The 14,043-nt window shown below is 63.3% G+C and carries 9 protein-coding genes and 1 tRNA gene; 2 read left to right on the top strand and 8 right to left on the bottom strand.

What is annotated here, in order from left to right; translation table 11 throughout:
- Nucleotides 1-9 precede the first annotated feature (9 nt).
- The 6 genes from AC51GT_RS04660 to AC51GT_RS04635 all read right to left on the bottom strand — a co-directional run bounded on the left by AC51GT_RS04660 (nt 10) and on the right by AC51GT_RS04635 (nt 12,271).
- On the bottom strand, nt 10-702 hold the full coding sequence (locus AC51GT_RS04660) for a DUF8185 domain-containing protein (protein ID WP_496325403.1): 693 nt from the start codon (nt 700-702) through the stop codon (nt 10-12).
- Complete coding sequence (locus AC51GT_RS04655; RefSeq protein ID WP_496328048.1) at nt 702-5,516, bottom strand: NAD-glutamate dehydrogenase; 4,815 nt, start codon at nt 5,514-5,516, stop codon at nt 702-704. Before AC51GT_RS04655 ends, AC51GT_RS04660 begins: the two co-directional genes overlap by 1 nt.
- A gap of 87 nt (nt 5,517-5,603) precedes the next feature.
- Nucleotides 5,604-7,277 (bottom strand): energy-dependent translational throttle protein EttA, encoded by a 1,674-nt coding sequence (gene ettA / locus AC51GT_RS04650; protein WP_496325405.1) that lies wholly within the window; start codon nt 7,275-7,277, stop codon nt 5,604-5,606.
- A 300-nt stretch (nt 7,278-7,577) separates the two neighbouring features.
- Nucleotides 7,578-7,871 (bottom strand): transposase, encoded by a 294-nt coding sequence (locus AC51GT_RS04645; protein WP_496328047.1) that lies wholly within the window; start codon nt 7,869-7,871, stop codon nt 7,578-7,580.
- Between the two features lie 63 nt (nt 7,872-7,934).
- Nucleotides 7,935-9,230, bottom strand: a complete 1,296-nt coding sequence (locus tag AC51GT_RS04640) for a cutinase family protein (RefSeq protein ID WP_496328046.1) — start codon at nt 9,228-9,230, stop codon at nt 7,935-7,937.
- A gap of 935 nt (nt 9,231-10,165) precedes the next feature.
- The gene (locus AC51GT_RS04635; protein WP_496328045.1) at nt 10,166-12,271 is read right to left on the bottom strand and encodes a bifunctional copper resistance protein CopD/cytochrome c oxidase assembly protein; all 2,106 of its coding nucleotides are present in this window, start codon (nt 12,269-12,271) and stop codon (nt 10,166-10,168) included.
- Nucleotides 12,272-12,359: 88 nt separating this feature from the next.
- Between AC51GT_RS04635 and AC51GT_RS04630 the strand changes: the two genes are divergently transcribed.
- Nucleotides 12,360-12,436, top strand: a tRNA-Arg gene (locus AC51GT_RS04630).
- Nucleotides 12,437-12,478: 42 nt separating this feature from the next.
- Here AC51GT_RS04630 and AC51GT_RS04625 read toward each other — a convergent pair.
- Nucleotides 12,479-12,706, bottom strand: a complete 228-nt coding sequence (locus tag AC51GT_RS04625; protein ID WP_496325408.1) for a hypothetical protein — start codon at nt 12,704-12,706, stop codon at nt 12,479-12,481.
- A gap of 177 nt (nt 12,707-12,883) precedes the next feature.
- Between AC51GT_RS04625 and AC51GT_RS04620 the strand changes: the two genes are divergently transcribed.
- On the top strand, nt 12,884-13,282 hold the full coding sequence (locus tag AC51GT_RS04620) for a DUF6188 family protein (RefSeq protein WP_496328044.1): 399 nt from the start codon (nt 12,884-12,886) through the stop codon (nt 13,280-13,282).
- 20 nt (nt 13,283-13,302) lie between these two features.
- Here AC51GT_RS04620 and AC51GT_RS04615 read toward each other — a convergent pair whose 3' ends face one another.
- On the bottom strand, nt 13,303-13,995 hold the full coding sequence (locus AC51GT_RS04615) for a lysophospholipid acyltransferase family protein (protein WP_496328043.1): 693 nt from the start codon (nt 13,993-13,995) through the stop codon (nt 13,303-13,305).
- Nucleotides 13,996-14,043 lie beyond the last annotated feature (48 nt).

The following is a 14,043-nucleotide window of genomic DNA, read 5'->3' as shown; positions in this document are numbered from 1 at the left end:
GGGCACCGGCTAGTTGACCGACAGCCCCAGGGGCAGAGTTCGGCGCTGGTAGACCGATCCGAATCGGGCGTCGAGCCTTGCCCATACCGTGGTGGCCCGGACCCGGACCATCTCGGCGTCGTCGATGTCCTCGATGGGTGAGGTCTCGGTGACGTCGCGGTTGTCGGCCGCTCGCACGAAACCCATTGCGGTCAAGGCGAAAACCGAGCGCATCGACACCCCGACGACCTGATCCGACGACTCGGACGAGACATCGAGGACCTGCTGGTCGAGCAGCGAGGTCGGCGACCCGTGTCCGCTGCCCTGTGTGCGCGCCACCTCGGCGCCGGTCCTGGACAGTTGCACCAGCACTCGTGCGGGTATGTCGTCGACGTGCGTGAACCCATCGGTGGACGGCAGCGCACCGCGCCAGGCGCTGTCGAGCGCGAACCCGGTGTCCACGGTGCTCGCCGCGGGGTCATCTCTGTTCGCCCGCAAGACACTTCGCAGTTCGGACGCACCGCACACCACGTCGTCGCCGGACATCGATCCGGCGACCACGCGGCTGGCCAGAACATCGAATCCGGTGTTCACCCAGACACCGAGCAGTCCATCGGGTCGCCGCTTGATCCGGATCACGGCGACATCGTCGGCGCGCAGGGCCCGACCGGCAAACGCCGCCAGATCGGTCCGATCTCGGGCGGACAGTGTCAATTCGGCCATCAGCGGATGATGCTCCTCAGTTGTCGAGCGGCAACCGAAAGGGTTGCCAGATCGAGGTTTCCACTCTCAGCGATGTCTGCGAGTGTCGCGCGGACCCTGGACAGCCTCGAGGTGTTGTGCAGTTCCCACTCGGATATCTTCTCGTCCGCTGATTCGTCGGGTTCACCGGAGTCCAGGATCACCAGACACAGCGATCGCAGCGCCTGGTGCAGATCGTCGCGCAATGCCAGCCGCGCCAACGAGTGCCACCGGTCGATGCGGTCGAGATCCGAGACCGCACTGAGCAGTTTCTCCACCCCGAGATGGTCCATCAGCGCGAAGTAGAGGTCACCGACCTCCATCGGGTCGCGGTCCGAGATCTCCGCGGCATCGATGATGTCGAGGAGGCAGAAGCGATGAAGGCTCAGCGCGACGGCTTCGGCGACGTCCTCCGGGACGCCGTCTTCGTGCAGTCGGGCGGCGTGACTGTTCACGACCTGCGCCGAGTCGTTGCGCAGCCACCCCGGCAGATGCGGTGACAGCTCAGCGACCAGCTCGCCGTACCGGGTGACCTCGGCAGCCATCGCCAGCGGCTGTGGACGTCCGGCGATCATCCACCGGGACGCCCGGAACAGCAGTCGGCGGGTGTAGACGATCATCGCGTCGGTGGTCGGGACCGGGCACGGGGCCGCGGCGATCGCCCACCACAGTGCGTGCAGGCCGAAGACCTCGGTGACCACTTGGTAGGACCGCACCACGTCGACCGGCTCGCCGCCACTGCCCTCGCAGAGACGGAAGACGTGCGTGATGCCACCGTTGTCCACCAGATCGTTGACCACTGTGGTGGTGACGATCTCACGTCGTAGCTGGTGAGTGGCGATCCCCTCGGCGAAACGTTCCCGCAACGCGGCCGGGAAGTAGGCGCTCAGGCGCGAGGAGAACACATCGTTGTCCGGAAGTTCACCCGCGAGCATGTCCGCCTTCAGTAACAGCTTGACGTGTGCCATCACGGTGGCCAGTTCGGGCGAGGTCAAACCCCGACGGCCGGTGGTGTTTCCACGTTTCCTCAATTCGTCCGGACGCGGCAGGGCCTCGAGCCGCAGGTCGATACCGTGCCCCGAGAGTTCCTTGAGCAGTCGGGTGTAGACCTCGGCCGACTCTTCGGCACCGGCCCGGCTGGTACCGAGCTCCGCGTTCTGCGAGACGTTGTCGGCCAGCACCAGATCCCCGACCTCGGTCGTCATCGACTCCAGCAGTGGATTTCGTTGCACAGCGGGCAATTTGCCCGTCGAGACCTGCGAATCGAGCAGGATCTTGATGTTGACCTCGTGATCGGAACAGTCGACACCGGCAGAATTGTCCATCGCGTCGGTGTTCACCCGACCACCGCCGAGCGCGAACTCGATGCGGCCGAGTTCTGTCAGCCCGAGATTGCCACCTTCACCGACGACCTTGGCGCGCAACTCATTCCCGTTGACCCGGATCGCATCGTTGGCCTTGTCCCCCACCTGCTCATGGGACTGGGTACTGGCCTTCACATAGGTCCCGATCCCGCCGTTCCACAACAGGTCGACCGGTGCGAGCAGGATGGCGCGGATGAGTTCGGGCGGAGACAGCGTCGTGATGTCGTCGGCCAGTCCCAGCGCGTCGGCGATCTGGGGGCTGATCGGTATCGCCTTCTGATCCCGGGGCCACACACCGCCGCCCTCGCTGATCAGGTCGGTGCGGTAATCCGCCCACGACGACCGGGGCAGGTCGTACAGACGCCGGCGTTCGGCGAAGGACGCGGCCGGGTCCGGGTCGGGGTCGATGAACACGTGCCGATGGTCGAATGCGGCCACCAGGCCGATGTGCTGGGACAACAGCATTCCGTTGCCGAACACATCGCCGCTCATATCCCCGATCCCGACAACCGTGAAGTCCTCGGTCTGGGTGTCGGCACCCATTTCCCGGAAGTGCCGCTTCACCGATTCCCAGGCACCTCGGGCGGTGATACCCATGGCCTTGTGGTCGTATCCGGCCGAACCACCTGAGGCGAATGCGTCACCGAGCCAGAAGCCATATTGTGCGGCAACATCATTGGCGATATCAGAGAACGAGGCAGTCCCCTTGTCGGCGGCCACGACCAGGTAAGGGTCCTCTCCGTCGCGGCGGACCACTTCCGGGGGCCCGACGACGTCGCCTGACTTCGCGTCGATGTTGTCGGTGACATCGAGCAGTCCGGAGATGAACCGGCGATAGCATTCGATGCCTTCGGCCCGGATCGCATCGCGGTCGGCCGCCACGTCACCGGTCGGCAGCGGTGGGCGCCGGACCACGAATCCACCCTTGGAACCGACCGGCACGATCACCGCGTTCTTGACCGCCTGGGCCTTGACCAATCCCAGGACCTCGGTGCGGAAGTCCTCCTGCCGATCGGACCAGCGCAGGCCACCACGTGCCACCGACCCGAATCTCAGATGTACGCCTTCGACACGTGGCGAGTAGACGTAGATCTCGAACAACGGCCGCGGCAACGGGGTCTGGGGGATCTCGCGGGGCCGGAGCTTGAAACTGAGGGTGTGGTGCTGCTGCCCGTCACGATCGGTGCCGAAGTAGTTGGTGCGGACCGTTGCCGACAGTGCGGAGGCATATGCGTTGACGATCCGGTCGACATCCATGCTGATGATGTCGCCGATCGCCGCCGACAACCGTTCGAGCACCTCGTTGCGGCGGTCCTCGTCGGCGACCCGTGGGTCGAACGAGGCCCGGAAGAGTTCGACCAGCGACTTGGTGACCATCGTGTTGTTGCCGAGTACCGCCGCCACATGTGTTGCGCTGTAAGAACTTCCACATTGGCGCAGATAGCCGGCGTAGGCGCGCAGCATTGCCACCTCGCGCCAGGTCAGACCACATCGGAAGATCAGTTCGTTGAAGTTGTCGACCGCTGCGTCGCCGCGCCAGATCTGCGAGAACGCCTCGGTGAAACGATGTTCGACGTCGGCTACATTCTGCTCGTCGACGGTCATCCCGTCGGCCAGTGAGAGTCCGAACTCGTAGACGAAACACCGTCGGCCGTCCTGGCGCTCGATCGCGAGTGGACGTTCGTCGAGGACGTTGACGCCCAGGCTGTGCAAGACCGGCAAGATCTCCGTCAGAGTCGCCGCGCGCCCGCACAGATAGAACGCGAAGCGCCAGTCCTGACCGCTGCGCGCCGCGTCATCGGACGGCCGGTACAGACGCACGTAGAAATCGCCGTCGTCCAGGGATTCGACGATCGCGATGTCGACGTATGCCTCCGCCGGGCTGCGCACGTCCTTGTAGCTGTCGGGCAGCGTCGCCGCGTAGAACGCGATCTCATCGAGGTCCCCGGCATCGCCCACCGCCACCTCGCGGAGCAATTCGTCCCAACCACGCGCCGCCTCGACCAGCTTGTCCTGCAACGCGATCTGCCCCGGCGTACCCACCGCGAGGCTGCCCAGTGCACGACAGTCGCGGGCCGGGACCCGCATCACCACATGCAGCTGCGCCAGCGCCGATTCGCTGACCCGGGCGGTGTATTCGAGCTGTCCACCGCCGAGTTCGTCGAGCAGCAGTTGCTGCAGGGTCTTGCGCAGCCGGGTCGTGTAGCGGTCGCGCGGCAGATAGACCAGCGCCGAGACGATCTCGCCGGCCGGTTCCGGACGCAAGAACACCCGGATCTGCCGATTGGGGACGGCCTCGAGGACCGCCGACAGGGTCCGCGCCAGTTCGTCGGCGGACATGGAGAAGAGTTCGGTTCGAGGCAGGGTCTGCATCAACTCGAGCATTGCCATGCCGTTGAACGAACTGGGATCGAACTTTGCCTTGGCCAGGACGTCGCCGGCCTTGGTGTCGATCACCGGGATCGCCAGGATGTTCTCGTGCAATGCCGTCGAGGTGAAGCTCCCGACGAAGACGTGATCGCCCTTACGGGTCCCGTCGGTGTCGTAGTCGGCGATCGTGATCAAGGTGGGAAAGTTCGACCGTTGGATCCTGGTCGGCAGATAGAGCTGCCGCACGGTCACCGGGCCGGCTCCGGGATCGGTTCGGTGCGCAGCGGTGTCACCCCGCCAGATCCCCAGACCGGTCTGCGGTCCTGCGGTCCGATTGCCCGCGGTGCCGGTGCAGTGCACGTAGCCATAGGGCGAAAAATGTTGCTCGGCGAGCCAACCGAGCATCTGCGCATGATCCGATGCCGTCGCCCGGTCCAGACCGTCCGGCACGTCGGCCGTCGGATAAGCGCCGAACAGGTCGGCAAGACCGGCGATCAGCCCGATCATGGCGGCTCGATCCTGATTGACGTCGCGGATCCGTCCGACGACGGTGTCGAGTTCTTCCCGGACTCGTTCGAGATCGATCGTCGACGTGGTCGGGGTCGCCTCCACGTAGATCCAGGACTCGGTGATCCGGACACGCGCGGTGGTGCCGCCGGAGACATCGGGACCGTGCACTTCCAGTAGGACGCCGTCGGCGTCACGGACCACGGACAGAATCGGGTGATCGATGCGGACGACCATCAGATCGGCCGCCTCGATGCCGGCCACCACGGACTCGACGAGCAACGGCATGTCGTCGGCGACCATTGCGATCAACACCGACCCGCCGTCGTGGTCGATGTCGATGACCGCCGTGCCCGGTGCCCTGACGTGGCCCAGACCCAGATGCCGGAAGAGCTGGGATCGCTTCGCCGATCCCAGCTCTTCCCACGACGTCTGCCGACGGGTCCCCGGCCCGTGGAAGTACCCACTGATTGCTTGTCCCAGCAGGGCTTTCACAGACTCTGGCAGGTCCTCCGACGGGGTATCCGCGAAATCAGACTGCGTTGATCCGACCATCACCGTCACACTCCAGTTGATCGGTCTCCCCCGGGATCTCCGAGGGGCTGCCTTCAAATGTAGTGACCGCCGACGGTCGGCGAATTGCTAATCGCGGGTCAGCTTGCGATGTGTCACCGAATGCGGACGGGCGGCCTCGGCGCCGAGACGTTCGATCTTGTTGGCCTCATACGCTTCGAAGTTGCCCTCGAACCAGAACCATTTGCCCTCTTCGACGTTGCCTTCCCACGCCAGGATGTGGGTACAGGTGCGGTCGAGGAACCACCGGTCGTGCGAGATGACCACAGCACAGCCCGGGAACAACTCGAGCGCGTTCTCGAGCGAACTCAACGTTTCCACGTCCAGGTCGTTGGTCGGCTCGTCGAGCAGGATCAGGTTGCCGCCCTCTTTGAGGGTCAGCGCCAGGTTCAGGCGGTTGCGTTCACCACCGGAGAGAACCTCGGCCCGCTTCTGCTGGTCCGGTCCCTTGAACCCGAATGCGCTGACGTAAGCGCGTGAGGGCATCTCGTTCTGGCCGACCGTGATGAAGTCCTGGCCGTCGGAGACGACCTCCCAGACGTTCTTCTTCGGATCGATGTTCGAGCGGTTCTGGTCGACGTAGCTGAGCTTGACCGTGTCGCCGACCTTGACCTCGCCCGAGTCGGGTTCTTCGAGTCCGACGATGGTCTTGAACAGTGTCGTCTTACCGACACCGTTGGGGCCGATGACTCCGACGATGCCGTTACGCGGGAGCGTGAACGACAGGTCCTTGATCAGCACGCGACCGTCGAAACCCTTGTCGAGGTGGCTGACGTTGACGACCACATCGCCGAGTCGCGGAGGCGTCGGGATCTGGATCTCCTCGAAGTCGAGCTTGCGCATCTTCTCGGCTTCGGCTGCCATCTCTTCGTACCGGCCGAGACGGGCCTTGTTCTTGGTCTGGCGGGCTTTGGATCCGGACCGCACCCACGCCAGTTCTTCCTTGAGGCGCTTCTGCAGCTTCTGGTCCTTCTTGCCCTGGACCTCGAGACGGGCGGCCTTCTTCTCGAGGTACGTCGAGTAGTTGCCCTCGTACGGGTGGAGCTTTCCGCGGTCGACCTCACAGATCCACTGCGCGACGTGATCGAGGAAGTACCGGTCGTGGGTCACGGCCAGCACTGCGCCCGGGTAGGACGCGAGGTACTGCTCGAGCCACAGGACACTCTCGGCGTCGAGGTGGTTGGTGGGCTCATCGAGCAGCAACAGGTCGGGCTTCTGCAGGAGCAGCTTGCACAGTGCCACGCGACGACGCTCACCACCGGAGAGGTGGGTGACGGGCTCGTCCGCCGGCGGGCAGCGCAGGGCGTCCATCGCCTGTTCGAGCTGTGAGTCCAGGTCCCAGGCGTCGCCGTGGTCGAGGGCTTCCTGCAGCTTGCCCATCTCTTCCATGAGCTCGTCCGAGTAGTCCGTTGCCATCAGTTCGGCGATCTCGTTGAACCGGTCGAGCTGTTCCTTGATCAGACCCATGCCCTCTTCGACGTTCTGTCGAACAGTCTTTTCTTCGTTGAGCTTGGGTTCCTGCATGAGGATGCCGACGCTCGCGTCGGGATCGAGGAATGCTTCGCCGTTGGACGGCTGATCGATGCCGGCCATGATCTTGAGGATCGACGACTTACCGGCACCGTTGGGACCGACCACACCGATCTTCGCGCCGGGGTAGAACGACATGGTGACATCATCAAGAATCACCTTGTCGCCGTGTGCTTTTCGCACCTTTTTCATTGTGTAGATGAACTCTGGCATCTAATGGCCTTCCTACCTGCTGTTCAGGGGTGATGGGCGTAGGGATTGCCCGTGTTCTGCCCTCCGCTGAGCCGGGTCAGTTCCCCGAGATGAAGCGTTGTCCGATTTTGACACGCTGCACACGGAGCTGAGCCGCCTTTGCACCCCACAACCCTATCCAATCGCCGAAGTCGCGTTCGCCCGCCACCGCGCAACCACGGTCGCCGACGGCGCTCATCAGCCCGGGTGGATTCATCATCCTTGAGAGCAACGTCACAACACGCCCAAGGAGTTCCCGACAGTTCTGCACGTGGAGGAACTTCACTTCGAGATGATGCCCTGCGACAAGTACACAACCGCCTGTCGCATCACCTCCACTTCCTGCTCGAGTTCCCTGATCCTGCGGCGCGCTTCCCGCAACGCAGCCGCCTCGTCAGCAACTGAGTCCGGTCTGAGCGCGTTGAGGTGGTCCTCGCGGTCGGCGATCCTGAGCCACCGCTTCAAACACGTTTCGGAGATGCCGTAATGACTCGCGACCTGACGCACCGAGGCCTCGCCTTTACGAGCCGCTTCGATGACTTCACGGCGGAAGTCAAGTGGATATGGCTTGGGCATGACAGCCGCCTTTCAACCCCATACAGATCTCACGCGTAGACCGAACCGGAGCGTGACTTTCGGTCATGGCAGACCCGGAATGGACGGCAAGACATCAGCGAGCGCAGGTGGAACAAAATCGGCAACCGGAGGCGGTAACAGATCACCGACGGCAGGCGGGACGAGGTCGGCGACCGTGGGCGCCGATACATCGTTCACCACATCGTTCACCACGGGCGGAACATCAGTCGGCACCGCGGGCGCACCGGCAGAGACGTCGTCGGTCTCCACCACCGGAACATCATCGGCCACCGCAGCCACGGCAGGCGCTGCAGTCGGGATGTCTTCTACCACCACTGGTTCCACGGGCGGACCATCCTCGGCCACCGACACATCAGTCACTGCGGTGGGCACATCGGTGGCCACCGCAGGCACGATCTCTGGCACCGCAGCGGGCACATCTGCCGCTGCCGGTAGTGCATTGAGGATCGCAGCCACGATGTCACTCCATGCCGCCACCGCCCAGTCGGGTACCGGGGGCGGGACATAGTCGGTCAATACAGCCGGTAATGACGCCGCCACCACCGGAGGAAGGAAGTCGCCGAATCTAGTCGGTACATAGGGTGCATCCAACGGTCGTATTGGTGCGCTGGGCACCAACTGGCCCGTGGCCGGCTCGAGGTCACGTGGATTCGGAACATCGAAAGGCACCGGATACGAGGGGTAGACCGGCTCCGCACAGGGGGCCGGATATGCATGCTGCGCTTGACAATACGTCCCGATCGCGCGTTCGACGAAGGTCAACGGATCCTTCAACGGATTGACCGCATCGCAGTAGAGGTCGCGAAGGTTGCAGATCTCGACTATCGCGGGGCCACCTGCCGGCGCCGCCCGCCAACCCGTGAAATGAAAGCCTGGTATGAAAGTGGGTAAGACACCGAAGATTCCGGCGCCGTCAGCCCCTGGCAAACGTTTGGGATTGCCTTCGGTGATACAGGTCGTGTTCGGGCCCCCCAATCTGTCGCATACGTCCGACACGACTATCGCCCCGAGTGAATATCCGATGATGCTGACACCCGAGCCCGGACATCTGGCACGAAATTCGTTGAGAGCATTGGTCAAACCCTCGGTGCCGAGCCGAACGGACTCGTCACCCGACACATAACCGCCGACCGGCGAAATACTTGCGGGATACACGATATTGGTACGTGGCCCAGCAGGAACATTGGGCACGCCCACGCCGTTCGGGTCCCCGGTCCCGCCGACCACAAAGTTTTGCGAGGCCGGACACACCTGGGCGTTTGCCACAGGCTCTTGGACGACTTGAAATACCAGAGTCGCCAACAAAGTTCCTGTTACAGCAGCAATCAATCGCCTCATCTGAGGTTCACCTACGATTCGTTCAGAGTCTCCGATGGTGATGATGCGCATGTCGGTGGGCATCCCCGACACGCTTACTCACTCGCGGCCAGCTTCCGAAGCCCGAGTTATCGGACGGGGCTTTTCCCCGCATAGGTCAGGACTCATCCATGCCTGACACCGTGGTCCTACTCAGCTGCACTAGGAGCCCTGTCATCACCGCGCGAATCCGCCTATGTGCGAAAGGCGTTGCGCGACGTCAAATACCAATTGGGGACTCGACTGTGAGGATCACACATATTGGATACTAGACCCCAGCTGAGTCCCCTGCTAGGCCTCGGCCGCATTGTGCTCACCTCTTTTTGCGATGGCCGGTCAGCGAACGGGAACTCCGCCATTCGTTGCCGCGATATACATCGCTGCCCAAATCTCCACCGCCACTTGCCCATCCGCCCACCTTGTCACCGTCGACAATGCCGGCCAGGTAACAAGGAAATCCTTTGCCTTCCGCCTGGTTGCGGAATCACCGGGGGCTGCCACTTACGCTTAGGCCTGCCGAAGGTACCACCGATGATGAACACAAGTCAGGCCCGCATATCACGACCGCGGCACTCGAATCGGCACACAGTTCCGCTTGGTCAATCCGGTTGTGTCAGAAAAGACTTCGCATTCCCGACCGCCGGATTTTGCGGAAACGATGGGGCCTGAACATGCGACCAGATCTTGAGCCCGGTTTCACGTCACAGTTTTCAAAATCAGCAAATCGTCTTTTCACGACAACACCACAAGGAAGGACAGAACCACGGCGATGGCCTTTTGACTCCTCCTCGGAGTGCTTCGGTCACCACTGAGATTTACTGCCGCATAAGCGAATTATCCGCAATTTGTCCGTACGCCCGATCTCGGCGACGGGACTCGGACACCCGACAGATCTGCGCACCAGCCCGGCCGGGACGTCAGGAACGGGACCCCGGGGTGGGTTCATGCGCGTCCTGGTCGCCGGAGTCCTCAGACGCCGACGTGTCCCCGACCTGACCTGCCGCGGCCACCGGCGCAGGTTCGTCGGCGCTGGACATCTGCTTCAACATCGCGTTGTAGCTTGCCAACTCGGCATCCTCGTCGCGATCGGCACGCCGGTCGAATTGGCGGGCCTGCCGAAGGTCCTGGCGACTCCATTGCACCAACAGGGCCAACATCACCAGCACGAGCGGAATCTCTCCGGCCGCCCAGGCGATACCGCCGCCGAGCCGCTGATCGCTCATCAGGTCGGGGTTCCACGGCAACATCAGACTCTGGTAGAAGCTGCGTGCAATCACATTGTCGGTGCTCATCAGCGCCACGCCGAAGAACGCATGGAAAGGCAACGAGCCGAAGACCATTGCGAGCTTGGCAACCGGCGACAACGTCCGCGGTGCCGGATCGATCCCGATGACCACCCAGTAGAAGAGGTATCCGCTGACGATGAAGTGGAAGTTCATCGCCACGTGCGCGGCGTGATAGTCGACGAGTGACTCGAAGAGTCCACCCAGGTACAGAACGTAGTAGCTGCCGACAAAGAGCACCGACGCCACCAGCGGATGCGTGATGAACCGCGAGTACGGACTGTGCAGGATGATCAGGATCCACTCGCGGGGTCCGGGCGGTGCCTTCTTGCCGGCCGGGCTCAGGGCCCGCAGGGCGAGCGTCACCGGGCCGCCGAGCACCAGCAGCACCGGCGCCAGCATCGAGAGCGTCATGTGCGCGATCATGTGCAGGCTGAACATCGCCGGTGCGTATTTACCGAGTCCGGACGAGGTGGCGAACAACAGCGCCGCGCAGCCCAGGATCCAGGCGATCGTCCGACCGACCGGCCAGGCATCACCACGGCGGCGCAGACGGATCACGCCACGCAGGTAGACGACCGCCATGACGATCGCCAACGTCCCGAACAACAGGTCGAAGCGCCAGTCGAGGAAGACGCGTGCGAAAGTCGGTTCGTGGTCGATCCGGTAGCCCAGGAGCAATTCGGCCGCAGGCATGTCCGACGGGTTGACGTTGACCGGAGGGGGCGTCCGGGACAGCCCCACGGCGATACCGAACGTTGCCGCGAAGACAAGCAACTCGACCACGGCAAAGCGGATCAGTGGACGCCGGTTGTCATCCTTCTCGATGGCCGGGATGGCGACCTTCCGGTGCCACGCACCGAACCCGCCCAGAACCACCAATGCCGCGACCTTGGCCAGGACCAATTGGCCATAGGTCTCGGTGAACAGCTGGTCGATCTTCACCCGGACCAGCGCATTGATGACACCACTGGCCCCGACGACGACGAACGTCCAGAACGCAACGCGGGAGTAGCGGGTGATCGCGAGCGGTGTGTACCGCCCGCCGCCGCGGGCGTAGATCAGGACTGCGAAGAGTCCACCCATCCACAGGCATGCGCCCACGATGTGCAGGATCAGGCTGTTCGTCGCCACATCGTGGCTGCCACCGGTCGACGAGTGCCCCGCCAGTGCAGTCGGCATCAACGTCAGGATCGACAGGGGCAACACGATCAGGGTCCACGTCCATCGCAGGGCGATGCGCGCCACGATCGCGCAGATCAACGCGAAGATCGCGGTCCACAGCCAGGACCGGGCGTCTGCGACCTGATCGAACGCCGAAATGATCCGGTCGGGACTCAGGGTCTCCGAGAGCGGGTATCCCGACGTGTCGGAAATGGTCAGTGGGATCATCAGCAGCGCCGCGACAGCCCAGATCAGAGCACCGACCGATGCGAACTTGATCGCCCGATAACCGCCGACGTCGAGGATGCCGTCGGACTGCGGCGGCACGAAGAAGGCCGCGAACAATGCTCCGCCGACAGCGACCACGGCGCCGATCTCACCGATCGTCTGAACGGTGGGCAGCCCATACCTCGTCAGCACCCCCGGATCTCCGACACCGGCGAGATCGAGTGCGTCGCCCGCGGAGATCGCGGTGACCGCCACGGCAACCGCTGCTGCCACCCAGGCCAGCACCCAGCCAATGCTTGCCGCCGCGCTGCGACGGATGTCGATCGAATCAGGGCTGGGTGTACTCACCCCTTCAGGGTAGGCACCGGTCGAGTGTGACTCGCGTCGGCCCGGGTTCACCCGTGCCGATATACTCACCTGCGCCGGTCGTCGGCATGCCTCCGTAGCTCAGGTGGATAGAGCAAGAGCCTTCTAATCTCTAGGTCGCAGGTTCGAGTCCTGCCGGGGGCACCACTTTTCGCGAAGACAGGACGCCTGCCCAACCGGGGCAGGTGGTCAGTCCTCGGGAAGCGCCGCAAACGCCTTCTTCGTGCTGCGGTACCAACCCAGGCCCGATACCGGCCGCTTCCACCGGCCCTTCATCTCTTTCAGCGCCTCGTCGTGCGTCAGGTCACCGTTCTCCACCATTTCCCTCAGGTGGCGGTCTTGCGCATGGATCACGTCGTCGGCTTTGTCGCCGCGGAGTTCGACGTCGCACGGCCCACCCAGCTGCTTGCATGTCATCGTCTTCACAGTTCTCGACCTCCCAGATCTACCGGGGACATCGCTTGATCGACGTCCTACCGGCGACGCTATCGGCGGTGCCGGCGCCCACGCTTCTCGATTCCTGATCGATGCGGCTGAGCGGCCTGGAGCGGGGATGTTACCGTCGGATGTGACGTCCGACACACGGAGGCCTCAATGCAACTGTGGATTCAAGGTCACGTCGTCGAACGAGTCACGTTCGACGACAATCTGACGTTCTTCTTCAACAACCATTGCGAACTGGTGCTGTGGACCCCGTTCTCGCTGACGTCTCCCCCCGTGGGCGGCCTCGGCGTCGAGCACGACAGCATCAACCCGGCAAACGTGATCGACGAACAAAGACCTCTCTTCACGATGCTGGGTAGCCGAACCGACGTTGCCGTGTGCAACGACGACGGTGACCTGCACATCGAGTTCGGAGATGGCAGCGCCATCGACCTACCCAGCGATCCCGAACAGACATCGTGGGAACTCTTTGCCAAACGACACGGCTACGCCACGTGTGAAAGGACCGGCCAGATCCGCGTCATCGAGCACAATCACGCATCCAACTGACCGACCCCAGACCCACCGGGTCATGCGATATCACGTCGCGGCGGTCTCTCGATCCAAGATTTTGCATACTCGTCCACATACTCTTGTCCGCTGTGCGCGAGAAGGACTCGCATCAACGCATCGGTCGCCCCTCGATAGTCGTTTGCCGCCACGTAAGGCGAGAGATCGAGCGGGGGCAATATCTCGATGACCACACGACCACGACGCCACCACTTCACGCCGGGCACCCTGCGCGTCCCGATGATTGCCACGGGGATCACCGGGACACCCGTGCGCATCGCAACCCGCATGACTCCGGTTCGACCGCGATACAGCCGCCCATCTGGCGAACGAGTCCCCTCTGGATGTATTCCCCACACGCCCCCGCCCCGCACGATGGCAGTCGCCGCCGTGATCGCCGCCGAAGCCGACTCCCCGCCCGCCCGGTCCACCGGAATCTGTCCCATTGCGCTGAAAAACCACCTCTGTAGGCGACCAACGACGCCGACTCGCGTGAAGTATTCCGATTTGGCCAGAAAGTAGACCTGTCTCCGCGCCGCGAGTGTCAAGTAGAACGAATCCATCACCGCAAGGTGATTGGCCGCCAGTATCACCGGACCCGTCGGCCGAATATTCTGCCGGCCAACGATTTTCGGCCGGCCGATGACGTACAGCGCCGGACCGATCAGCACATGGCGACAAATCCGGTAGACGAACGCACTCGTAAGCGACATAGACAGTGTCTACCCCAAGGCTGCGCCCCGACGATGGTTTCCAACGCA

Source organism: Williamsia sp. z34 (assembly GCF_059553395.1).
This window is presented reverse-complemented; position numbering and strand designations above follow the sequence as displayed.

What these genes read in the sequence shown, in the direction of transcription:
- ettA (WP_496325405.1), bottom strand. Translation starts at nt 7,277, where the DNA reads ATGCCAGAGTTCATCTACACAATGAAAAAGGTGCGAAAAGCACACGGC.
- AC51GT_RS04640 (WP_496328046.1), bottom strand. Translation starts at nt 9,230, where the DNA reads ATGAGGCGATTGATTGCTGCTGTAACAGGAACTTTGTTGGCGACTCTG.
- AC51GT_RS04615 (WP_496328043.1), bottom strand. Translation starts at nt 13,995, where the DNA reads ATGTCGCTTACGAGTGCGTTCGTCTACCGGATTTGTCGCCATGTGCTG.
- AC51GT_RS04655 (WP_496328048.1), bottom strand. Translation starts at nt 5,516, where the DNA reads ATGGTCGGATCAACGCAGTCTGATTTCGCGGATACCCCGTCGGAGGAC.
- AC51GT_RS04660 (WP_496325403.1), bottom strand. Translation starts at nt 702, where the DNA reads ATGGCCGAATTGACACTGTCCGCCCGAGATCGGACCGATCTGGCGGCG.
- AC51GT_RS04645 (WP_496328047.1), bottom strand. Translation starts at nt 7,871, where the DNA reads ATGCCCAAGCCATATCCACTTGACTTCCGCCGTGAAGTCATCGAAGCG.
- AC51GT_RS04625 (WP_496325408.1), bottom strand. Translation starts at nt 12,706, where the DNA reads ATGACATGCAAGCAGCTGGGTGGGCCGTGCGACGTCGAACTCCGCGGC.
- AC51GT_RS04620 (WP_496328044.1), top strand. Translation starts at nt 12,884, where the DNA reads ATGCAACTGTGGATTCAAGGTCACGTCGTCGAACGAGTCACGTTCGAC.